General features: G+C 69.3%; 23 protein-coding genes. 19 read left to right on the top strand and 4 right to left on the bottom strand.

The features are described from left to right. Positions 1–21: 21 nt before the first annotated feature. Positions 22–720, bottom strand: coding sequence for a Crp/Fnr family transcriptional regulator (locus CKCBHOJB_RS17675; protein ID WP_281049976.1), 699 nt, complete (start codon positions 718–720; stop codon positions 22–24). A 253-nt stretch (positions 721–973) separates the two neighbouring features. Here CKCBHOJB_RS17675 and CKCBHOJB_RS17670 point away from each other — a divergent pair, with 253 nt between their 5' ends. From CKCBHOJB_RS17670 to ccmI, 18 genes are all read left to right on the top strand, one after another. Further along, positions 974–2,893 (top strand): HAMP domain-containing protein, encoded by a 1,920-nt coding sequence (locus CKCBHOJB_RS17670; protein ID WP_281049975.1) that lies wholly within the window; start codon positions 974–976, stop codon positions 2,891–2,893. Then, positions 2,890–3,534 carry a two-component system response regulator NarL gene (gene narL / locus CKCBHOJB_RS17665; protein ID WP_281049974.1) on the top strand — a complete coding sequence of 215 codons (645 nt, stop codon included), beginning with the start codon at positions 2,890–2,892 and terminating at the stop codon, positions 3,532–3,534. Before CKCBHOJB_RS17670 ends, narL begins: the two co-directional genes overlap by 4 nt. A gap of 194 nt (positions 3,535–3,728) precedes the next feature. Further along, a complete protein-coding gene (gene napF / locus CKCBHOJB_RS17660; RefSeq protein ID WP_281049973.1) occupies positions 3,729–4,211 on the top strand; it encodes a ferredoxin-type protein NapF in 483 nt (160 codons plus the stop codon). Continuing rightward, the gene (locus tag CKCBHOJB_RS17655; protein WP_281049972.1) at positions 4,208–4,462 is read left to right on the top strand and encodes a chaperone NapD; all 255 of its coding nucleotides are present in this window, start codon (positions 4,208–4,210) and stop codon (positions 4,460–4,462) included. Before napF ends, CKCBHOJB_RS17655 begins: the two co-directional genes overlap by 4 nt. A gap of 1 nt (position 4,463) precedes the next feature. Then, positions 4,464–7,007, top strand: a complete 2,544-nt coding sequence (napA, locus tag CKCBHOJB_RS17650) for a nitrate reductase catalytic subunit NapA (RefSeq protein ID WP_281049971.1) — start codon at positions 4,464–4,466, stop codon at positions 7,005–7,007. Between the two features lie 69 nt (positions 7,008–7,076). Continuing rightward, the gene (gene napG, locus CKCBHOJB_RS17645) at positions 7,077–7,955 is read left to right on the top strand and encodes a ferredoxin-type protein NapG (protein WP_281049970.1); all 879 of its coding nucleotides are present in this window, start codon (positions 7,077–7,079) and stop codon (positions 7,953–7,955) included. Then, positions 7,952–8,887: a quinol dehydrogenase ferredoxin subunit NapH gene (napH, locus tag CKCBHOJB_RS17640; protein ID WP_281049969.1), complete on the top strand. Its 936-nt coding sequence runs from the start codon at positions 7,952–7,954 to the stop codon at positions 8,885–8,887. Before napG ends, napH begins: the two co-directional genes overlap by 4 nt. Further along, complete coding sequence (locus CKCBHOJB_RS17635) at positions 8,884–9,336, top strand: nitrate reductase cytochrome c-type subunit (RefSeq protein ID WP_281049968.1); 453 nt, start codon at positions 8,884–8,886, stop codon at positions 9,334–9,336. Before napH ends, CKCBHOJB_RS17635 begins: the two co-directional genes overlap by 4 nt. Positions 9,337–9,359: 23 nt before the next feature. Continuing rightward, positions 9,360–9,980, top strand: coding sequence for a NapC/NirT family cytochrome c (locus CKCBHOJB_RS17630; protein ID WP_281049967.1), 621 nt, complete (start codon positions 9,360–9,362; stop codon positions 9,978–9,980). 134 nt (positions 9,981–10,114) lie between these two features. Next, entirely contained in the window at positions 10,115–10,741 is a 627-nt protein-coding gene (ccmA, locus tag CKCBHOJB_RS17625) for a cytochrome c biogenesis heme-transporting ATPase CcmA (RefSeq protein ID WP_281049966.1), read from the top strand. Then, positions 10,735–11,403, top strand: a complete 669-nt coding sequence (gene ccmB / locus CKCBHOJB_RS17620) for a heme exporter protein CcmB (protein ID WP_281049965.1) — start codon at positions 10,735–10,737, stop codon at positions 11,401–11,403. The genes ccmA and ccmB overlap by 7 nt, the downstream gene beginning before the upstream one ends. A gap of 54 nt (positions 11,404–11,457) precedes the next feature. Then, on the top strand, positions 11,458–12,243 hold the full coding sequence (ccmC, locus tag CKCBHOJB_RS17615) for a heme ABC transporter permease CcmC (RefSeq protein WP_281049964.1): 786 nt from the start codon (positions 11,458–11,460) through the stop codon (positions 12,241–12,243). Beyond that, complete coding sequence (ccmD, locus tag CKCBHOJB_RS17610; protein WP_281049963.1) at positions 12,243–12,473, top strand: heme exporter protein CcmD; 231 nt, start codon at positions 12,243–12,245, stop codon at positions 12,471–12,473. Before ccmC ends, ccmD begins: the two co-directional genes overlap by 1 nt. After that, positions 12,470–12,913, top strand: a complete 444-nt coding sequence (gene ccmE, locus CKCBHOJB_RS17605) for a cytochrome c maturation protein CcmE (RefSeq protein ID WP_281049962.1) — start codon at positions 12,470–12,472, stop codon at positions 12,911–12,913. The genes ccmD and ccmE overlap by 4 nt, the downstream gene beginning before the upstream one ends. 4 nt (positions 12,914–12,917) lie before the next feature. Next, on the top strand, positions 12,918–14,897 hold the full coding sequence (locus CKCBHOJB_RS17600; RefSeq protein WP_281049961.1) for a heme lyase CcmF/NrfE family subunit: 1,980 nt from the start codon (positions 12,918–12,920) through the stop codon (positions 14,895–14,897). Between the two features lie 27 nt (positions 14,898–14,924). Then, positions 14,925–15,518, top strand: a complete 594-nt coding sequence (locus CKCBHOJB_RS17595) for a DsbE family thiol:disulfide interchange protein (RefSeq protein WP_281049960.1) — start codon at positions 14,925–14,927, stop codon at positions 15,516–15,518. A 13-nt stretch (positions 15,519–15,531) separates the two neighbouring features. Then, the gene (locus tag CKCBHOJB_RS17590; RefSeq protein ID WP_281051723.1) at positions 15,532–16,068 is read left to right on the top strand and encodes a cytochrome c-type biogenesis protein; all 537 of its coding nucleotides are present in this window, start codon (positions 15,532–15,534) and stop codon (positions 16,066–16,068) included. Continuing rightward, positions 16,065–17,291 (top strand): c-type cytochrome biogenesis protein CcmI, encoded by a 1,227-nt coding sequence (ccmI, locus tag CKCBHOJB_RS17585; RefSeq protein WP_281049959.1) that lies wholly within the window; start codon positions 16,065–16,067, stop codon positions 17,289–17,291. The genes CKCBHOJB_RS17590 and ccmI overlap by 4 nt, the downstream gene beginning before the upstream one ends. A 123-nt stretch (positions 17,292–17,414) precedes the next feature. Here ccmI and alr read toward each other — a convergent pair whose 3' ends face one another. Together alr and CKCBHOJB_RS17575 are read right to left on the bottom strand one after the other, a co-directional pair. Further along, the gene (gene alr / locus CKCBHOJB_RS17580) at positions 17,415–18,476 is read right to left on the bottom strand and encodes an alanine racemase (protein ID WP_281049958.1); all 1,062 of its coding nucleotides are present in this window, start codon (positions 18,474–18,476) and stop codon (positions 17,415–17,417) included. A gap of 163 nt (positions 18,477–18,639) precedes the next feature. Continuing rightward, on the bottom strand, positions 18,640–19,971 hold the full coding sequence (locus tag CKCBHOJB_RS17575; RefSeq protein ID WP_281049957.1) for a D-amino acid dehydrogenase: 1,332 nt from the start codon (positions 19,969–19,971) through the stop codon (positions 18,640–18,642). 133 nt (positions 19,972–20,104) lie between these two features. On the opposite strand from CKCBHOJB_RS17575, the gene CKCBHOJB_RS17570 reads away from it, so the two are divergent. Further along, complete coding sequence (locus CKCBHOJB_RS17570) at positions 20,105–20,572, top strand: winged helix-turn-helix transcriptional regulator (RefSeq protein WP_281049956.1); 468 nt, start codon at positions 20,105–20,107, stop codon at positions 20,570–20,572. On the opposite strand, the gene CKCBHOJB_RS17565 is transcribed toward CKCBHOJB_RS17570, so the two are convergent. Continuing rightward, complete coding sequence (locus tag CKCBHOJB_RS17565) at positions 20,538–21,812, bottom strand: TIGR03862 family flavoprotein (RefSeq protein WP_281051722.1); 1,275 nt, start codon at positions 21,810–21,812, stop codon at positions 20,538–20,540. The genes CKCBHOJB_RS17570 and CKCBHOJB_RS17565 overlap by 35 nt on opposite strands. Between the last annotated feature and the right edge of the window lie 38 nt (positions 21,813–21,850).

Below are 21,850 nucleotides of genomic sequence, written 5' to 3'. Positions count from 1 at the left end.
GATGCGCGCGTGCGCCGTTGTTCAGTGCGCTGCGCAGCTGCGCAGCTCGGACAGCTTGCTGAGCACGATGCCGCGCCGGCCGCGGGGCTGGATCATGCCCTCGCGGGTGAGCTGCGACAGGATGCGCGACAGGGTCTCGGGGGTGAGGTTGAGCTGGGCGGCGATGGTCTGCTTGTCGATGTCGAGGCGGATCTCGCAGCGCTCGGCATCGTCCGGGGCCAGGCGGGTGAGGTAATGTGCCACGCGCTGCGTGCCGCTCATCTGCAGCTGCATCTGCATCGTCGCCAGCAGGTCGTAGTTGGCCATCGCCAGGCGCATCGCCATCGACACCGAAAACGCCGGCGAGCTCACCATGGTCTCGCGCAGGATGACGGTCGGCACCAGCAGCAGCTCGCTGGCGCACATCGCCTGCGCATTGACGATGTGGGGACGGTTGAGCAGGGCCGCGTCCTCGCCGAAGAAGCCGCCCGGTTCGCCCAGATTCACGATCTTCTCGCCGCCCGAGGGCGACAGCACGAAGCATTTCACCCGCCCGGACAGCACCAGATAGACCCCGCGCGGACAGTCGTCCTGCTGCAGCAGCAGTTCCCCGCGCGCGGCGTGGATCGGGCGGGCGCCGGCCTGGATGCGGGCGCGCTCCCTGTCGTCGAGCATGTTGAACGGCGCGAAGCGGGCCAGAAAGTCCTGGGTATCGACGGCGGGGGGCTTGTGGCTGCTCATGCGACTCTCCTGCTGACGCCAACTATGGCGATCGGGCTGTAGACTAGCCGCTCGAGTGCTGCGTGCATGCTGCACCGCCCTGGCGGAGGGCGCGGCGGAGTAGGTGCGCATACCTCGAAAGAGGTAGTTGGGAACTTTTTCAAGACATTGATAATGAAGAGAAAATGAAAGCATTGCGGTGTCTCGATGGAGGAAACGGCGTGGAAGGGATACGTCCACGTTGCCGGCGGGGTGAAGGCCCGCAAGGAGGCCGATGATGCAATTCGCGATTCCGCGCCTGCTGGTCCGGCGCTCGATCATGCTCTTGGTATCGGTGGCGATGCTCGCGCTCACGCTGATCAGCCTGGCGGGCATGAGCGCTTCGGTGGTGGTCGTCGAGAGCACGCGCGGCAGTGCGAGCGCGATCAACATCGCCGGCAGCCTGCGCCGCTACACCCACCGGGTGGCCAACCTGATCGCCGTCGACTCCCTCAACGGTCGCTTCCAGACCGCGCGGGTCGCGGATGCGGTGGTCGACTTCGAGCGCCAGCTCGAGCATCCGGCGCTGCTGCGCTTCATCGAGCGCGCGCCCGGCGACCTGTTCGCCGCCACCTACCGCGGCGTGCACGCCTCCTGGCACATGAGCCTGAAGCCGCGCATCGAGGCGCTCGGCAGCCGCTCGCCACCGCCGCCGGCGGAGCAGGTGGAGCTGCTGCTGACCGAGGTGGATGCCTTCGTCGAGCAGCTCAACACCCTGGTGGCCGTGCTCGAGCACGACACCGAGACCCGCATCCAGGACCTGCGCTTCATCCTCGGCGTCGCCATCGGTGTGACCATCCTGGTGGTCCTGATCGCGCTGTTCATGCTTCATCGCGCGCTGCTGCGGCCGTTGCGCGGCCTGCTCGATGCGGCGCGGCGCATCGCCGACGGCGATTTCGGCGTGCGCGTGAGCTACAGCGGCGAGGACGAGCTGGGCCGGGTCGGGCGAGCGTTCAACCTGATGACCGACAAGCTCGAGGAGCACTACCGCACGCTCGAGCAGCGTGTCGCCGACAAGACCGCGGAGCTGCAGCGCAGCAACCGCTCGCTCGAGCTGCTGTACCACGCTATCGCGCGCCTGTATCAGACCCCGACCGCGGCCGAGGCCTACGAGGCCACGCTGCGCGACATCGACCGCGTAGCCGGGCTGGAGGGCAGCTTCGTGTGCATCGAGCCGCCCCAGGGCGGGCCGGCGACGGTGATCGCGTCGTCGATCGGCCCCTGTCCGGACCGCCTGGCGCGCGGCGACGAGGCCTGCGGCGCCTGCCGCGCCGCGTCCGGCGGCGACGGCCTGGCGCTGCACAATCCGGGCCTGCTGCGCTTTCCGCTGCGCGACCGCGAACACCACTACGGGATGCTGCGCCTGGCGCTGGCCGACGGCGTACGCCTGGCGGACTGGCAGCGCCAGCTCATCGAGGCCTTGTCGCGCCACATGGGCATGGCGCTCGGCGCGGCGCGGCGCAGCGAACAGGAGCGCCTGCTGGCGCTGCAGGAGGAGCGCTCGGCGATCGCGCGCGAACTGCACGATTCGCTGGCGCAGGCGCTGTCGTACATGAAGATCCAGGTCAGCCTGCTGCAGCCGGTGGTGGCCGATCCGGCCTGCAACGCCCAGGCCGCGCCCATCATCGCCGACCTGCGCGAGGGCATCAACGCCGCCTACCGCCAGTTGCGCGAGCTGCTGGTGTCCTTCCGCCTCGGGCTGTCCGCCGACCTCGCCACGCTGATCCAGGACGCGGTGCGCGAGTACGGCACCCGCGGTGGCGTCGACATCGCGCTCGACGTCGACCTGGGGCACTGCCAGCTCAGCCCCAACCAGGAGGTGCACGTGCTGCAGATCGTGCGCGAGGCGCTGTCGAACATGGTGCGCCACGCCGGGGCGCGCACGGCGCGGGTGGCACTGCACGGGGCGGCGGACGGATCGGTCTGCCTCAGCGTCGAGGACGACGGTGACGGCATCGGCGGTCCGCCGGCCGATGCGCACAACCACCACGGCCTGACCATCATGCGCGAGCGTGCGCACAGCATGGGCGGGGAGATCGAGATCGCCCCCATGGACCGCGGCGGAACCCGGGTCTGCGTCCGCTTCCGGGCCGCCACCGGGGGTGCGGCGTCGGCGACGGACGCCCGCAGCGCACAGGGAGAAGCCAGCGCATGACCGAAACGCAACGCGTGCTCATCGTCGATGACCATCCGCTGTTCCGCCGCGGGATGGTGCAGCTGCTGCAGATGATCCCGGGCTTCCAGCTCGTCGGCGAGGCGGCTGGCGGGGCGGAGGGGCTGATGCTCGCCCGCGAGCTGCGTCCGGACCTGATCCTGCTCGACCTCAACATGCGCGACATGAGCGGCCTCGAGGTGCTGCGCGGCTTGCGCGCCGCGCGTCTCGACATGCGGGTGGTCATGGTCACCGTGTCGGACTCGGGCGAGGACGTGGTGTCGGCGCTGCGCGGCGGTGTCGACGGCTACCTGCTCAAGGACATGGAGCCCGAGGCCATGCTCGAGGCGCTGCAGGCCGTCGCCGCCGGGCGCACGGTGATCCCCGAGCAGCTCAACAACCTGCTCGCCGCCGCGCTGCGCAGCGAGTCGCGGCCGCAGTCGGTGGGGGCGGCCGGCCTCACCGAGCAGGAGACGCGCATCCTGGAGAAGATCGCCGAGGGCCTGTCGAACAAGCAGATCGGGCGCGAACTCGACATCGCCGAGGGCACGGTGAAGGTGCACGTGAAGCACATCCTGCGCAAGCTCGACCTGCGCTCGCGGGTCGAGGCGGCGGTGTGGGCGGTGGAGCGCATGCGCGGCTGAAGGACGCCGGCGCCGCGCCGGCTGTGCTCGATCGGTACCGATTCTGTCGATTTGCGAGTTGTTCGCAAGTTGATCAGAGTCAATAACCCGGACGCTGGAGTGGGCTCTAATCCCGAGTGCCATTCCTTCAGGAAATCGTCGTGGTTGCCGAGTCGTCCTCTCTTGTTGTGCCTTCCCGCAGGGGTTTCCTGCGCATGGGACGGCCGACACTCGCGCCTGCCCGGCGTCCGCCCTGGGCGCTGGAGGAGGCGCTGTTCATCGACCGCTGCACCCGCTGCGACCGCTGCATCGAGGCCTGTCCCACCCGCATCCTGGTCCGCATGGACGGCGGCTTCCCCGGCGTGGATTTCAGCCGCGGCGAGTGCACCTTCTGCGCCGACTGCGTGAGCAGCTGCGAGCCGCAGGCGCTGTTGCGGCGCGATGCCGATGCGGCGCCGTGGGCCATCGTGGCGACCATCGGCGAGGCCTGCCTGGCCGTGCGCGGCGTCGAATGCCGCGTCTGCGGCGAATCCTGTCCCGAAGCCGCAATCCGTTTTCGTCTGCAACTGGGCGGCGTTGCCCAGCCGGTGCTGGATGCGAGCGGCTGCACCGGCTGCGGCGCGTGCATCGGTCCCTGTCCGACACGGGCGATCGCCATGCGCTCGGACAACAACATTCCCACGGAGAGGGAAGCATGAATATTGCGAGTCTGGTCGTGCGGGCGTTCCCCGCCGATTTCCCCGAGGTGATCGAGGCCCTGAAGAAGATTCCCGGGGTCGAGCTGCACGGGTCGTCGACTGAGAAGGGCAGCATCGTCATCACCATCGAGGATGGTGCGGGCTGGTCGGTCACCGACTCGATCCTGGCGGTGAATCTCGCCCCGAAGGTCCAGGGACTGACGGTCGCCTACGAATACACCGATGCTGGTCTGGAATTGACGGAGGTCTGAAATGAGCATGAATCGACGCGAATTCATCAAGAACAACGCGATTGCCGCTGCGGCTGCCACGGCAGGCATCGGCATCCCGGTCGTGACCCAGGCGCAGGAAGCGACGCCCAGCACCAAGGTGCGCTGGGACAAGGCCGCCTGCCGCTTCTGCGGTACCGGCTGCTCGGTGCTGGTCGGCGTGCAGAACGGCCGCATCGTCGCCACCCAGGGCGACCCCGATTCGCCGGTCAACCGCGGCCTGAACTGCATCAAGGGCTACTTCCTGTCCAAGATCATGTACGGCGAGGACCGTCTGACCAAGCCGCTGCTGCGCATGAAGAACGGCCAGTACGACAAGAACGGCGAATTCACGCCGATCTCCTGGGACCAGGCCTTCGACATCATGGAGCAGAAGTGGAAGAAGGCCATCAAGGAGCACGGCCCCGATTCCATCGCCATGTTCGGCTCCGGCCAGTGGACGGTGTGGGAAGGCTATGCCGCCTCCAAGCTGTACAAGGCCGGCTTCCGCACCAACAACATCGACCCCAACGCGCGCCACTGCATGGCCTCGGCCGTGGCCGGCTTCATGCGCACCTTCGGCATCGACGAGCCGATGGGCTGCTACGACGACATCGAGAACACCGACACCTTCGTGTTGTGGGGCTCGAACATGGCCGAGATGCACCCCATCCTGTGGAGCCGCATCACCGACCGTCGCCTGTCCAAGGAGGGCTGCCAGGTCCACGTGCTGTCGACCTTCGAGCACCGCTCGTACGAGCTCGCCGACAACCCGATGATCTTCGTGCCGCAGACCGATCTGGCGATCCTGAACTACATCTGCAACCACATCATCCAGACCAAGCGCGTCAACACCGAGTTCGTCAATCGCAACGTCAAGTTCAAGATGGGCGAGACCGACATCGGCTTCGGCCTGCGCCCGAACCACACCCTCGAGGCCAGCGCGACCAGCAACGGCTATCCCGGCGCCGACGGCAAGCCGAAGGGCGACACCGGCGCGGCCAAGGACATCAGCTTCGACGAATTCGCCAAGTTCGTGTCCGAGTACACGGTCGAGAAGGTGTCCAAGCTGTCGGGCGTGCCGGAGGACCGCCTGAAGAAGCTGGCCGAGGTCTATGCCGACCCGAGCCGCAAGGTGGTGTCGTTCTGGACCATGGGCTTCAACCAGCACACCCGCGGCACCTGGGTGAACAACATGATCTACAACGTCCACCTGCTGGTGGGCAAGATCAGCGAACCCGGCAACAGCCCGTTCTCGCTCACCGGCCAGCCCTCGGCCTGCGGCACCGCACGCGAGGTCGGCACCTTCGCCCACCGCCTGCCGGCCGACATGGTCGTCACCAACCCGATGCACCGGGCGCTGACCGAGGAGATCTGGAAGCTGCCCGAGGGCACCATTCCGGCGAAGATCGGCTACCACGCGGTGGCGCAGAGCCGCGCGTTGAAGGACGGCAAGATCAAGTGCTACTGGACGTCCACCACCAACAACATGCAGGCGGGTCCGAACGTCAATGACGAGATCTACCCGGGCTGGCGCAATCCGGAAGCCTTCGTGGTGGTGTCCGACGTCTATCCGACCGTGTCCGCGCTGTCGGCCGACCTGATCCTGCCGTGCGCGATGTGGGCCGAGAAGGAGGGCGCCTTCGGCAACGCCGAGCGCCGCACCCAGTTCTGGCGCCAGCAGGTGTCGGCGCCGGGCGAGGCCAGGTCCGACCTGTGGCAGTACATCCAGTTCGCCAAGCGCTTCAAGGTCGAGGAAGTGTGGCCCGAGGAGCTGCTCGCGAAGAAGCCGGAGTACCGCGGCAAGACCCTGTACGACGTGCTCTACGCCAACGGCCAGGTCAACAAGTTCCCGCTGGCGGACGTCGACAAGGCCAACGCCCATGCGATCCCCGGCTACATGAACGACGAGTCGAAGGAGCTCGGCTTCTACCTGCAGAAGGGCCTGTTCGAGGAGTACGCCGCCTTCGGTCGCGGCCACGGTCACGACCTTGCGGACTTCGACGTCTATCACAAGGCGCGCGGCCTGCGCTGGCCGGTGGTCGACAACAAGGAAACGCTGTGGCGCTTCCGCGAGGGCTATGACCCGTACGTGAAGGCGGGCGAGGGCGTGAAGTTCTACGGCCACAAGGACAACAAGGCGGTGGTGTTCGCGCTGCCCTACCAGGATCCGCCCGAGATGCCGGACGCCGAGTTCGACATGTGGCTGTGCACCGGCCGCGTGCTGGAGCACTGGCACACCGGCTCGATGACCCGCCGCGTGCCCGAGCTGCACCGTTCGGTCCCCGAGGCGCAGATCTTCATGCACCCGGACGACGCGCAGAAGCGTGGCCTGCAGCGCGGCATGGCGGTGAAGGTGGTGTCGCGGCGCGGCGAGATCGTTGCCCGTCTCGAGACCCGCGGTCGCAACAAGCCGCCGGTCGGGCTGATCTTCGTGCCCTTCTTCGATGAAGGCCGGCTGGTGAACAAGCTCACGCTCGACGCCACCTGCCCGATCTCGAAAGAGACCGACTACAAGAAGTGTGCGGTCAAGGTGCTGAAGGCTTAAGGACAGGAGGCGCGAGTTCCGCGCCCCGCCGACCGGGGGGACGGTAGCGGGTGCGGGCTTGCGGTGATCATGAACGACAAGGTGCAAGCAACCGGACGTGCTGCAGCCAGCGCCCCGTCGCCGCGCCGCCGCTTCCTCAAGGATGCGGCGGGTGTCGCCGGCGGCGCGGGCCTGCTCGCGCTCGGTGCCGGCATGTACGCGAAGCAGGCGTCGGCGCTGCCGGCGACCGCGATCCGCCCCCCCGGCGCGCTCCCCGAAGACGACTTCCTCGCGGCCTGCGTGCGCTGCGGCCTGTGCGTGCGCGACTGCCCGTACAAGACCCTGAAGCTGGCCGAGCTCGGCGACGGGGTGGCCACCGGTACGCCGTATTTCGAGGCCCGCGACATCCCCTGCGAGATGTGCGAGGACATCCCCTGCGTGGTCGCCTGTCCGACCGGTGCGCTCGATCGGGCGCTCACCGACATCGGCAAGGCCAGGATGGGGCTGGCCGTGCTCATCGACCAGGAGAACTGCCTCAACTTCCTCGGCCTGCGCTGCGACGTGTGCTACCGGGTGTGCCCGGTCATCGACAAGGCGATCACGCTCGAGCGCATCCACAACCCGCGCTCGGACCGCCACGCGATGCTGCTGCCGACCGTGCATTCCGAGCACTGTACCGGCTGCGGCAAGTGCGAGAAGGCCTGCGTGCTGCCCGGCGAGTCGGCGATCAAGGTGCTGCCGATCAGGCTGGCGCAGGGCTCGAAGGCCGAGCACTACCTGCGCGGCTGGGAGGAGAAGGAAGCCGCAGGAAAGTCACTGATCGGCGACCAGGTCGAGCTGCCGGTGCGTGGCCTGGAGGACAAGGCCTACGGCGACACCCGCGTCGGTCCGGGTGAAAGTCCGCAGGTGCCCGATTACAAACCCGCCCAGCCTACAGGTGGCGGTCTCGATTCGGGGTGGAAGCCATGAGCGTGCAGACGACGACCGGCGGTGTGGCGGAGCGCAAGGTCCCGCCCACCAGCGTGCGCGGCGCGGCGATGCGCGGCGTGGTGGCGAGGCCGGGACAGGAGGCGGTCGAGGCCAAGGGCTGGCTGCGCGCCCACAAGTGGCTGCTGCTGCGGCGCGCGTCGCAGCTCGGCATCCTCGCGCTGTTCCTGCTCGGGCCGTGGTTCGGGTGGTGGATCGTCAAGGGCAACCTGTCCTCGAGCCTGACGCTGGGCGTGCTGCCGCTGACCGACCCCTTCCTCATCGTCCAGCAGCTCGCGGCCGGCCACTGGCCCTACCGCGAGGCGCTGCTCGGCGGCGGCATCGTGCTCGCCTTCTACCTGCTGTTCGGCGGGCGGCTGTTCTGCTCATGGGTGTGTCCGGTGAACCTCGTCACCGACGCCGCCGCGTGGTTGCGCCGCCGCCTGGGCCTGAAGGGCGGCAAGGCGCCGGCCGGTAGCACGCGCTACTGGCTGCTCGGCTTCGTGCTGGTGATCGCGGCGGCGACCGGTGCGCTGGCCTGGGAGTGGGTGAATCCGGTGTCGATGTTCCATCGCGGGCTGATCTTCGGCTTCGGCCTGGCCTGGGGCATCGTCGGCGGCATCTTCTTCTACGACCTGCTGATCGCCCCGCGCGGCTGGTGTGGCCACCTGTGCCCGCAGGGCGCCTTCTACGCGCTGCTCGGACGCGCATCGGTCGTCAGGGTGTCGGCCGCCAGGCGCAGCGCCTGCAACGACTGCATGGACTGCTTCGCCGTCTGTCCCGAGCCGCAGGTCATCCGCCCCGCGCTCAAGGGCGTGGGCCAGGACCACCCCCTCATTCTGGATGCCGACTGCACCACCTGCGGACGCTGCGTGGATGTGTGCGGCAAGGACGTTTTCCGTATTACGACCCGATTCAACAGGAGCGAGTCATGAAGAAGCAAACCCGAAATCTGGTGCTCGCACTCGTCGCCGCCGTCGGCTTCGGTGCAATCGTGCCACCCGCGGCGATGGCGCAGGCGGTCAAGAGCATTCGCGGCGCCGACGTCGCCGATCAGGAACTGCAGGTCGGCAACTACAAGCCGATTCCGGACCAGCCCCCGATCGAGCGCGACTACGTGCAGCAGCCGCCGCTGATCCCGCACAAGGTCGAGGGCTACGAGGTCACGATCAACTTCAACAAGTGCATGGACTGCCACGCCTGGAGCCGCTACAAGGAGTCCGGCGCGACCAAGGTGAGCCTGACGCACTTCAAGGATCGCGACGGCGGCGAGCTGTCGAACATCTCGCCGCGGCGCTACTTCTGCATGCAGTGCCACGTGCCGCAGACCGACGCCAAACCGCTGGTGGCGAACAAGTTCCAGCGCGCGGAAGGCCTGCGCTGAGGCGTCAATAAACGGGGAATGTCATGACCGACAACAACAAGAGCCTGATGCAGCGCATCCGCGGTGCCGGCTGGGGCGCGATCGTGCTGCTCTTCGCCTTGGGCGTGATCTTCTGGGGTGGCTTCAACTGGGCCCTGGAAATGACCAATACCGAGAAGTTCTGCATTTCCTGCCATGAGATGGAGGAAAACGTCTTCAAGGAATACCGCAATACCATCCACTACCAGAACCGCACCGGCGTGCGCGCGACCTGCCCGGACTGCCACGTGCCCAAGGAGTGGGGGCCGAAGATGATCCGCAAGATCAAGGCTTCGCGCGAGGTGTACGGCAAGATCATGGGCACGATCAGCACGCCCGAGAAGTTTGCCGCCGAACGCCTGCGCCTGGCGCAGAACGAGTGGGGCCGGATGAAGGCGAACAACTCGCAGGAGTGCCGCAACTGCCACAACTACGAGTACTTCGACTACTCGGTGCAGGGCCGTCGCTCGAACCAGATGCACCAGGCCGGCTTCGCCGAAGGCAAGACCTGCATCGACTGCCACAAGGGCATCGCCCACTCGCTGCCGCCGGTCGTCCAGGACATCGGCGTCCCGCGTGAAGGTGTCGCGCCCGAGGTGCTGCATCCGCCGGTCCAGAAGAATTGACCCGCGCACGACGCGGTCGCCCTGACTGAAGCCGGCCCCGCGCCCGCCGATCCGCTCGGCGTGCCGCGGGGCCCGTGCTTTCCCGCTGCGCCGGGATGGCGCTCCGTGCCGCGGCTGTGGTTCAATCCGTCCCCATGCTCGAAGTCCAAGAACTCGCCTGCCTGAAGGGCGATCGCCTGCTTTTCCGCGACCTCGCCTTCCGCCTGCAGGCGGGTGGTCTGCTGCGCGTCGCCGGCCCCAACGGCGTCGGCAAGACCAGCCTGCTGCGCCTGGTGACCGGGCTCGCCATGCCCGAGGCGGGCGAGGTGCGCTGGCGCGGGCACTCGATCCGGCGCGAGCGCGAGGCCTTCCACGGCGAGCTGCTCTACCTCGGCCACGCCCCCGCGCTCAACGACCTCCTCACCCCGCTCGAGAACCTGCGCTTCGCCTGTTCGGCCGCCGGCGACGCGATCGACGAGCAGGCCTGCGTGGACGCGCTGGTCCGCATCGGACTCGCCAACCAGCTCGACCTGCCGGCGCGCGTGCTGTCCCAGGGCCAGCGCCGCCGCGTCGGGCTGGCGCGCCTGTTCCTGTCCGCGAGCCGCCCGCTGTGGGTGCTGGACGAGCCCTTCACCGCGCTCGACGTGCATGCGGTCGCCGACCTCGCCGCGACCCTGTCCGATCACTGCGAGGCCGGCGGCATGGTCATGCTGACCACCCACCAGGACGCGCCCTTCAGGCGACCGCCCGAGGTCCTCGACGTGGGAGCCTTCGCATGCTGAGCACCTTCTTCGCGGTGCTGCGCCGCGACCTGCTGCTGGCCTGGCGCGGCCGCGCCGACGTGCTGGTCACGCTCGCCTTCTTCATCATCGTCGTCTGCCTGTTCCCCTTCGGCGTCGGCGCCGAGCCCAACCAGCTGCGTGCGATCGCCCCCGGCGTGCTGTGGGTCGCCGCCCTGCTGGCCTGCCTGCTGTCGCTGCACCGACTGTTCGCCCAGGACTACGCGGACGGAACTCTGGAGCAGTTGCTGCTGTCCAGGGAACCGGCCGCGCTGTGGGTGATGGCCAAGGTGCTGGCGTTCTGGATCAGCACCGGATTGCCGGTGGTTGCGATCGCGCCGGCCATGGCCCTGCTGCTTGACCTGGAGCAAGGTGGGCTGCCGGTGCTGGTACTAAGTTTGGCGCTCGGCACGCCGATCCTGGCATTGCTGGGCGCGGTGGGCGCGGCGCTGACGCTGGGCCTGCGTGGCGGCGGCATGCTGCTCGCGCTGCTGGTGCTGCCCCTGTTCGTGCCGGTGCTGATCTTCGGCGCCGGGGCGGTGGAGGCGGAGCTGTCCGGCTCGGGCGCCGTCGCCCACCTGCTGCTGCTGAGCGGCGGACTGGCGGGGGCGCTGGCGCTGGCTCCGGTGGCCTGTGCCGCGGCGCTGAGAATTTCGACCGATTGACCCTGCTGCCATGCCCCGTGCGGGCGTGGCCGAGCGAGAACCGACTCTTCAAGCATGACGAATCCCGAACGCCGTCGCAGCCTCCTGAGGTTCGCCTCGCCGCAGCATTTCTACCCTCTCGCCGGCCGTCTCGCTCCCTGGTTCGCCGCCATCGCCGTCGTCCTCACCGTGATCGGCCTGTGGCTCGGCTTCTTCGTGGCGCCGACCGACGCCACCCAGGGCCAGGTGTACCGCGTGATTTTCATCCACGTGCCGGCAGCCTGGATGTCGATGTTCATCTACCTGGTGATGGCCTTCTGGTCGGCGGTCGGCCTGATCATGAACACCCGCCTGTCCTTCGTGATGAGCCAGGCGCTGGCCCCCACCGGGGCGATGTTCTGCTTCGTCGCGCTGTGGACGGGTGCGCTGTGGGGCAAGCCGACCTGGGGTGCGTACTGGGTATGGGATGCCCGCTTGACCTCGCAGCTGCTGCTGCTCTTCCTGTACTTCGGCTTCATCGCGCTCACCCGTGCGATCGAGGATCCGCGTCGTGCCGATCGCGCCGGCGCCATCATCGCGCTGGTCGGTGCGGTCAACGTGCCGATCATCTATTTCTCGGTGCAATGGTGGAACACGCTGCACCAGGGCGCCTCGGTGAGCCTGGACAAGGCGCCGTCGATGGCGGCCACCATGCTCGCCGGCATGCTGGTGATGGCTTTCGCGTCCTGGGCCTACACCCTTGCGGTGGTGTTCTGGCGGGTGCGGCCGATGATCCTCGAGCGCGAGCGCCATACCGAGTGGGTGGGCGCCGAGCTCGAGCGTGAAGCAGGGATTTCGCAAGCTGCCGGAGGGCGTGCCTGATGTCGCAGTGGGAGAGCTGGTCCGCGTTCTGGGACATGGGCGGCGCCGCCTTTTTCGTGTGGGGCAGCTACGGCCTCAGCTTCGCATTGATCGTGCTGGAACTCGTGCTCGTGTTCCAGCGTCGGAAGGACACGGTTCGCCGTCTGCTGCGCTGGCGGCGGGCGGTCGGCAAGGATTCGAGCAAGCGCAACGGCGACGGCTTCGCGCCCGCCATGGAGTCTGAACAATGAAAGCCCGTAGCAAGCGTCTGATGCTGGTCGGTGGCGGGGTCGTCCTGCTGTTCGCCGCGGTGGCACTGGTGTTGAGCGCCTTCCAGCAGAACCTGGTGTTCTTCCATACGCCCTCCGAGGTCGCCGAGGGCAAGGCCCCCACCGGCAAGACCTTCCGCGTCGGCGGCATGGTGGAGGAGGGCTCGATCAAGCGCGAGGCCGACGGCGTCACCGTGCGCTTCGCGATCACCGACACCGCGAAGATCATCCCGGTCACCTACAAGGGCACGCTCCCCGACCTGTTCAAGGAAGGCAAGGGCGCGGTGGTGCAGGGCAAGCTGGAGGGTGGCGTGTTCCAGGCCACCGAGGTGCTCGCCAAGCACGACGAGAACTACATGCCGCCCGAGGCCGCCCACGCCGTCGAGCAGGCGCAGAAAGCCGCCACCACGCTGAGCCAGTGACGCCATGATCCCCGAACTCGGACATTTCTCCCTCATCCTCGCCCTCGTCCTGTCGCTGGTGCAGGCGGTTGTGCCCCTGGTGGGCGCACAGCGCAACAGCATGGCGCTGATGGCGGTCGGCCGCCCGGCGGCGCAGGGGCAGTTCTTCTTCATCGTCTTCAGCTACGTGTGCCTGACCTGGGCCTTCGTCACCAGCGACTTCTCGGTCCAGCTCGCCGCCACCAACTCGCACAGCGCGACGCCGATCATGTACAAGATCACCGGCGTGTGGGGCAACCACGAGGGTTCGCTGCTGCTGTGGGCGATGTCGCTGTCGCTGTGGACGGTGGCGGTGACGGTGTTCTCGCGCCACCTGCCGGATGCATTCCTCGCCCGCGTGCTCGGCGTGCTCGGTCTGGTCAGCGCCGGCTTCATCTCGTTCACGCTGGTCACCTCCAACCCCTTCGAGCGCCTGCTGCCGGCGGTCGGCGACGGCCGCGACCTCAACCCGCTGCTGCAGGACCCGGGGATGATCATCCATCCGCCGCTGCTGTACATGGGCTACGTCGGCTTCTCGGTGGCGTTCGCGTTCGCGATCGCGGCGCTGATGTCGGGCCGGCTGGACGCGGCCTGGGCGCGCTGGTCGCGGCCGTGGACCACGATCGCCTGGGTGTTCCTGACCGCCGGCATCGCGGTGGGCTCGGGCTGGGCCTACTACGAGCTCGGCTGGGGCGGCTGGTGGTTCTGGGATCCGGTGGAGAACGCCTCCTTCATGCCCTGGCTGCTCGGCACCGCGCTGATGCACTCGCTGGCGGTCACCGAGAAGCGCGGCGCCTTCCGCAGCTGGACCGTGCTGCTGGCGATCGGCGCCTTCTCGCTGTCGCTGCTCGGCACCTTCCTCGTGCGCTCGGGCGTCATCACCAGCGTGCACGCCTTCGCCACCGACCCCAAGCGCGGCCTCTACATCCTCGCCCTGCTGGTGATCGTGATCGGCGCCTCGCTGCTGCTGTACGCGATGCGTGCCAACAAGCTGATGGGCGGCGGCAGCTTCGCGCTGGTGTCGCGCGAGACCTCGCTGCTGGCCAACAACGTGCTGCTGACCGTGGCCTCGGCCTCGGTCCTGCTCGGCACGCTCTATCCGCTGTTCCTCGACGCGCTCAACCTCGGCAAGATCTCGGTCGGCCCGCCGTACTTCCAGGCGGTGTTCGTGCCGCTGATGACGCCGGTGGTGGTGCTGATGATGTTCGGCCCCTTCCTGCGCTGGAAGGACGACGACCTCGTCGCTGCCGTGCGCAAGGTGGCGCCGGCCTTCATCGCCAGCGTGCTGATCGGTTTCGGTGCGGCGTGGGCGGTGGACCACGTCACCTGGCGCACGGTGCTGGGGCTGACCCTGGCCGCCTGGGTGGTGCTGGCCAGCATCCAGCTGCTGGCGGGCCGGCTGAAGGAACGCGCCGGCGCCTCGGCGGGCTCACGCCTGCGCTCGATCACCGCGTCGTGGTGGGGCATGTGGCTCGCCCATCTCGGCATCGGCGTGTTCATCATCGGCGTCACCCTGGTCGGCAGCCTGGACCAGAGTCTGGACGTCAAGATGAAGGAGGGGCAGCGCGCCGAACTCGCCGGCTACAGCTTCGTGTTCCACGGCGCGGTCGATGCCGATGGCCCGAACTACGACGCCGCGCGCGGCAACATCGAACTGAGCCGCGACGGCCGGGTCCTCGGCACCCTGACCCCTGAGAAGCGAATCTATCGCGCCCAGGGCATGCCGATGACCGAGGCCTCGCTCGACATCGGCGTGTTCCGCGACGTCTATGTCTCGCTCGGCGAGCAGCTCGAGGACGGCGCCTGGATCGTCAGCCTGTACTACAAGCCCTTCATCAGCTGGATCTGGATGGGGTGCGTCCTGATGGGTCTGGGTGGCATCTGCGCCGCCGCCGACCGTCGTTACCGCCGACTTGCCGCCCGCGAGGCGGCGGGTGCCGGCCAGCGCGTGGCGGCCTCGGCCTGATCGCCGCTCGCCCGGGCAAGGAAAGTCATGAAAGCAAAGTTTCTCGTTCCCCTGCTGCTGTTCTTCGGCCTGGCGGGTTTCCTCGCCTTCGGCCTGACCCTCAATCCGCGCGAGGTGCCCTCGCCGCTGATCGACAAGCCGGCGCCGGACTTCAGCCTGGCCCGCCTCGACCAGCCCGAGCAGAGCTTCGCGCTGAAAGAGATGCAGGGCCAGGTGTGGATGCTCAACGTGTGGGCCTCGTGGTGCGTGGCCTGCCGCCAGGAGCATCCGCTGCTGGTGCAGATGGCCAAGCAGAAGATCGTTCCGGTGGTGGGCCTCAACTACAAGGAAGTGCGCGGTGACGGCGCGATCAACGCCCGTGGCATGGCGCTCGAGGCCGAGACCGCGATGGCGATCGAGCGCGCGCGCCGCTGGCTCACCGACCATGGCGACCCCTACGTGCTGTCGGTGCTCGACATCGACGGCCGGGTCGGCATCGACTTCGGCGTGTATGGCGTGCCCGAGACCTTCCTGATCGACCGCGACGGCCGCATCCGCTACAAGCACATCGGCCCGATCACGCCCGAGGCGCTGAAGGACGTGCTGATTCCCAAGATCGAGGAGCTGCGCCGTGCCGGTTGATGCTCCGCTCGCAATGCTGCGCCGTGCGGCGCTCACGGGCGCCGTGGCGGCGAGTGTCGCCCTCGGCGGTCCGGCCTGGGCGGACACCGCGCCCGCTGCCGATCCCGCGCTCGCCCCCACCGTCGCCGCCAACCCCGCGCTCGAGGCCGACACCATGGAGCTGGCGCACAAGCTGCGCTGCCTGGTGTGCCAGAACCAGTCGATCGCCGAATCCAACGCCCCGCTGGCGGTTGATCTGCGCAACCAGGTGCGCGAGCAGCTGGCCGCGGGCAAGACCAAGGACGACGTGATCGACTACCTGGTCGATCGCTACGGCGATTTCGTCCTCTACGAGCCGCCGTTCAAGGCCGTCACCGTGCTGCTGTGGCTGGGCCCGGTCGCCCTGCTGGTGGGCGGCGCAGCCTGGCTCGCCTTCCGCCTGCGCCGCCGGCGCGAGGAAGCGGCTGCGGAGCAGGGCCTGTCGGCAGCCGACCGCGCCCGTGCCCGTGCCCTGCTCGAAGGTGGCGCCGCGGGCGCTGCCCAATCTGAATCTCCGGAGTCTCGTTCGTGACCGCGTTCATCATTTTTGCCGGCCTGCTGCTGGCCGGTGCCCTGCTATTGATCCTGCCGCCGTTGCTCGGCGTGGGCGCCCGCCGCCGGCGCGAGGCGGCACGGCAGAGCACGATGGCGCTGACCGTGCTGCGCGAGCAGCTCGCCGAACTCGACGCCGAACTCGCCTCCGGGCAGATCGACGCCGCGAGCCACGCCAAGAGCCGCGAGGAGCTGGAACGGCGCGCGCTCGAGGAGGGCGAGGCCGCCGCCGAGGCCGCCGAAGCGGCCGACGTGCGCCCCAGCCGCGGATGGGCGGTCGGCATGGTGCTGACCGTGCCGGCGCTGGCCATCGCCGGCTACCTGATGATCGGCGAGCCGGATGCGCTCGACCCGAAGAACATCGAGGGCCAGCAGGGCTTCACCCGCGAGCAGGTCGAGGAGATGGTCGGCACCCTGGTCCAGCGCCTGGAGCAGGAGCCCGAAAACGCCGAGGGCTGGACCATGCTCGCGCGCACCTACATGGTGCTGCAGGACTACCCCAAGGCTGCCGCCGCCTACGCGCGCCTCGACAAGCTGACGCCGAACGACCCGGACGTGCTCTCCGACTGGGCCGATGCGACCGCCGCGATCCACGACTCGGTGGTCGGCGAGGCCGAGGCGCTGGCCAAGCGCGCGCTCGAAGCCGCCCCCACCCATCCCAAGGCGCTCGCGCTGGCGGGGACCGCGGCCTACCAGCGCGACGACTTCGCCGCCGCCGCCGCGCTGTGGGAGCGCATCCTCGCCCAGATCCCGCCTGGCGACCAGGTCGCGCAAGGCGTGCGCGCCAGCATCAACGACGCGCGCGCGAAGGCCGGCATGCCGCCGCTCGCCGACGGCGAGGGCGCTGCGCCGGTGGCGGCCTCCAAGGCGCTGACCGTGTCCGGCCGGCTCGAAGTCGATGCCGCCCTCGGCCCCAAGGTCGCGGCGGAAGATGCGGTGTTCGTGTTCGTGCGCGGCGAGGCCGGCGGCCCGCCGCTGGCGGCGCTGCGCTTCAAGGGCAGCGAGCTGCCGCTGGACTTCAGCTTCAGCGGCGCGACGATGATGATGGGTGACGCGCCGGTGCCGGAGCGCGTGGTGATCGCCGCCCGCGTCGCCAAGGGTGGGGACGCCAGCGCACGTGCGGGTGACCTCGAAGGCGCGAGTGTGCCGGTGGCCGCCGACGCCAGCGGGGTGAAACTGGTCATCGACCGCGTCCGCGACTGAGGACGCCTGCAGGCTCGTCCGCCCGGGGTCAGCGTGATCCGGTGGCGGTCAGTGCCGTCGTACGCCGGGGGCGGAGGCCGCCGAGCGGGCTTCGCCGTCCGTTTCCGCTGCGCGCGGCAGCTCTCAGTCGCTGTAGCTGAAGCGCACCCGCTTGACGTTGCACAGCAGTTCGTAGGCGATCGTGCCCGCGGCCTGCGCCACCCGGTTCACCGCCACCTGCCGCCCCCACAGCTCGACGCGGCTGCCGATGCCCGCGTCCGGCAGCTCGCTGAGGTCCACCGTCAGCATGTCCATCGACACCCGGCCGATGATGCGCGCCGGCCGTCCATCCACAGCGACCGGCGTGCCGTCCGGCACCACGCGCGGATAGCCGTCGGCATAGCCCATCGCCACCAGGCCGACGCGGGTCGGGCGCCCGGCGACGAAGCGCCCGCCGTAGCCCAGCGCCTCGCCGGTGCCGATCTCGCGCACCGCCATCACCGCGCTCTCCAGCGTCATCACCGGCTGCAGCACGTGCTTCTCCTCCGGCATCGGATCGGCGCCGTAGAGCAGGATGCCCGGTCGCGCCCAGTCGCGGTGCGCCCGCGGCCAGCCGAGGATCGCGCCCGAGTTGGAGAGACTGCGTGCACCGGGCAGGTGCGCGGTGGCGGCGTCGAAGCGCGCCACCTGTTCTTCGGTGGTGATCACCTGCGGCTCGTCGGCGCGCGCGAAGTGGGTCATCAGCGTGATGTCGGCGACCTTGCCGCTCGCCTGCAGGCGCTGCCAGACGGGCTCCACCGCGGCAGGCAGGAAGCCGGCGCGGTTCATGCCGCTGTTGATCTTCAGCCAGACGTGGATCGGTGCCGCGAGCGGGGTACGCTCGAGCATCTCGATCTGCGCCTCGTGATGGATCACGGTCCATAGCCCGTGGCGGGCGACCTCGGCCAGCTCCTCGGCCGCGAACACGCCTTCGAGCAGCAGGATCGGCTGCCGCAGGCCGGCGGCGCGCAGCTCGAGCGCTTCCTCCAGGAAGGCCACCGCGAAGCCGTCGGCCTCCCCGGCGAGCGCCTGCGCGCAGCGCACCGCACCGTGGCCGTAGGCATTGGCCTTGACCACCGCCAGCGCGCGGCCGCCGTGCAGCCGGCGGGCGAGACGGTAGTTGTGGCGCAGGGCGGCGAGGTCGATCAGGGCACGGGCGGGACGCATGGCGATGTCCGGAAAACGGGGAGGCGAAATGGTGCGGCGAAAGCGCCGCGGCTGCAATGCGCGCGGGCGCGGCGCGCGTTTCCGCGGCCTGGGCGCGGGGCGTCCCGGGATCTCCCCGCGCCGCAACTCGCGAGGCGCCGCGGGGCTTGTGGATGCCCGGCCCTCAGGCCGTGCCGAGCGGCTGCTGGCGGACAGGTGCCCGCGTCGACACGGTGGCCGCGCGCGCGTAGCGCACCAGGCCGAGATCGTCGTGGCGGATCGCCGGCGGGTGGCCGGTCACCAGGTCGGCGACGAGCTGGCCGGCGCCGCAGGACATGGTCCAGCCCAGGGTGCCGTGGCCGGTGTTGAGGAACAGCTCGGGGTAGGGCGTGGCGCCGATGATCGGGGTGGAATCGGGCGTCATCGGGCGCAGACCGGTCCAGAACTCGGCGCGTTCGAGGTCGCCGCCGCCGGGGAAGAGGTCGCCGACCACCATTTCCAGGGTCTCGCGCCGGCGCGGGTCGAGGCGCAGGTCGAAGCCGGCCAGCTCGGCCATGCCGCCGACGCGGATGCGGTCGTCGAAGCGTGTCACCGCGACCTTGTAGGTCTCGTCGAGCACGGTGGACACCGGTGCCGCATCGGCATCGACCAGGGGCACGGTCAGCGAGTAACCCTTGACCGGATACACCGGCAGGTCCAGTCCGAGGCTGGCCGCCATCGGGCGCGAGTAGCTGCCGAAGGCGAGCACGTAACGATCGGCCGTCAGCACCTCGTCCGCCACAGCGGGAGTCTTGCCTGCGATGCGCACGCCGCCGATGTGGCCGCCGCTGCGCAGCAGCTCGCGCACCTGGACGTCGAAGCGGAACTCCACGCCCGCGGCGCGGGCGAGTTCGGCGAGGCGGGTGGTGAACAGCTGGCAGTCGCCGGTCTCGTCGTTGGGCAGGCGCAGGCCGCCGGCGAGCGTGCCGGGGCGGCGGGCGAGCGCCGGTTCGGCGCGTGCCAGCGCCTCGCCGGTCAGAAGCTCGTAGGGTACGCCGCATTCCTCCAGCACCGCGATGTCGCGTGCGGCGGCGTCGAGCTGGGCCTGGGTGCGGAACAGCTGCAGAGTGCCGCGGCTGCGCTCCTCGTAGCCGATGCCGGTCTCGGCGCGCAGTGCGCGCAGGCAGTCGCGGGCGTACTCGGAGACGCGCATCATGCGCTCCTTGTTGACCATGTAGCGCGCGCTGGTGCAGTTGGCCAGCATCTGCGCCATCCAGCGCAGCTGGTACAGGCTGCCGTCGGCGCGGATGGCGAGCGGCGCATGGCGCTGGAACAGCCACTTCAGTGCCTTGAGCGGGATGCCGGGCGCGGCCCAGGGCGTCGAGTAGCCGGGGGAGACCTGGCCGGCGTTGGCGTAGCTCGTTTCCAGCGCCGCGCCGGGCTGGCGGTCGATCACGGTCACTTGCGCGCCGCGCCGGGCCAGATACCAGGCCGTGGTGGTGCCGATCACGCCGCTGCCGAGTACGATCACGTGCATTTCAGGTCTCCGGGTAAAATGCGATGGAATTGCGGCAGTTTATTGATCAATCAGCAGGCGTTTTCACTTAGTTAAAGCTGTCAGATAGTGAAAAATACTTCTTTGTCTGCTGCCTTGCCCGGAGCGTAGTGAAATGCGCGAACTCGACCGTATCGACCTGAAGATCCTCGATTTCCTGCAGAAGGACGGGCGCCTGTCGATGACCGAGCTCGCCCAGCGCATCGGCCTGTCGGCGACGCCGTGTACCGAGCGCGTGCGCCGCCTGGAGCGCGAGGGGGTGATCACCGGCTATCACGCGCGGGTCGATCCGCGCGCGCTCGGCCGGCCGCTGCTGGTGTTCGTGGAGTTGAAGCTGGCTGCGAAGTCGAACGACACCTTCGAGCGCGTCAAGAAGGAGCTCGCCTTCGTGCCCGAGGTCATGGAATGCCACCTGGTGTCCGGCGACTTCGACTACCTGATCAAGGCGCGCATCTCCGAGATGAGCGACTACCGGCGCCTGCTCGGCAACATCCTGCTCAAGCTGCCGTCGGCGACCGAGTCGCGCAGCTACGTGGTGATGGAGGAGGTCAAGGAGAGCCTGTACCTGCCGCCGCAGGTGTGAGCGGTGCATCGCCCAGCCAGTGCAGCGCGCCGCGGCCGGCGGCAAGGCCGCTGGCGAAGCAGGCGGTGAGCAGGTAGCCGCCGGTGGGTGCTTCCCAGTCGAGCATCTCGCCGGCGATGAATACGCCCGGGCGCGCGCGCAGCATCAGGTGCGCGTCCACCGCCGCGAAGCGCACCCCGCCGGCGCTGCTGATCGCCTCGTCCAGCGGCCGGGTGGCGACCAGGGTCAGCGGCAGGGACTTGATCCCGGCGGCGAGGCGGGCGGGGTCGGCGAAGTCGGCCTTCGCCAGGCATTCGCGCAGCAGTCCGGCCTTGACGCCCTTGATCCCGGCCTGGCTCTGCAGGTGGCTGGCCAGCGAACGGCTGCCGCGCGGACGGGCGAGTTCGGCGGCGAGGCGCTCCAGGTTGCGCCCCGGGGCGAGGTCGAGATGCAGGGTGGCAGTGCCCTGAGCCACGATCGTGTCGCGCAGCGGCGCCGAAAGTGCATAGATCAGGCCGCCTTCGATGCCGGTGGCCGAGATCAGGCATTCGCCGGCGCGCTCGTGCACCGTGCCGTCGGCGGCGGTGAAGCGGGCGAGGACCGACTTCAGCGGCTGGCCGCGGAAGCGCTCGGCGAAGTGGGCGCTCCAGCCGGGGAGGCGCGCGCCCTGCCCATCGTCCGCGCGGCGGCCGACGTCGAAGCCGCAGTTCGCCGGCAACAGCTCGGCGACCTCGATGCCTGCCGCGCGCAGCAGCGGCACCCAGGCCCCATCGGAGCCGAGCTTCGCCCAGCTGCCGCCGCCGAGCGCCAGCACTACCGCGTCGGCATGCACGATGCGTTCGCCGGCGGGGGTGTCGAACAGCAGTGCGTGGCCGCCTGCGGACTGCGGCGGCGACGCCCAGCCGCGCCAGCGATGGCGCACGGCGAACTGCACCCCCGCCGCACGCAGGCGCGCGAGCCAGGCGCGCAGCAGCGGCGCGGCCTTCATCTCGGTGGGAAAGACCCGGCTGGAGCTGCCGACGAAGGTCTCGATGCCGAGCCCGTGCGCCCACTCGCGCAGGCCCTCGGGCCCGAAGGCCGCGAGCATCGGTGCGAGTTGCGGGCGGCGGGCGCCGTAGCGGCCGAGGAAGGCCTCGCGCGCCTCGCTGTGGGTCAGGTTGAGTCCGCCGCGGCCGGCGAGCAGGAACTTGCGCCCGACCGAAGGCATGGCGTCGAACACGGTGACCCGCAGCCCGGCTGCGGCGAGCACCTCCGCCGCCATCAGGCCGGCGGGGCCGCCGCCGATCACGCAGGCCTGCG

This window comes from Thauera sp. GDN1, assembly GCF_029223545.1.
Classification (GTDB): Bacteria; Pseudomonadota; Gammaproteobacteria; order Burkholderiales; family Rhodocyclaceae; genus Thauera.
Note: the sequence above shows the minus strand (reverse complement) of the source record. Positions and strands in the feature narration are given on the sequence as shown.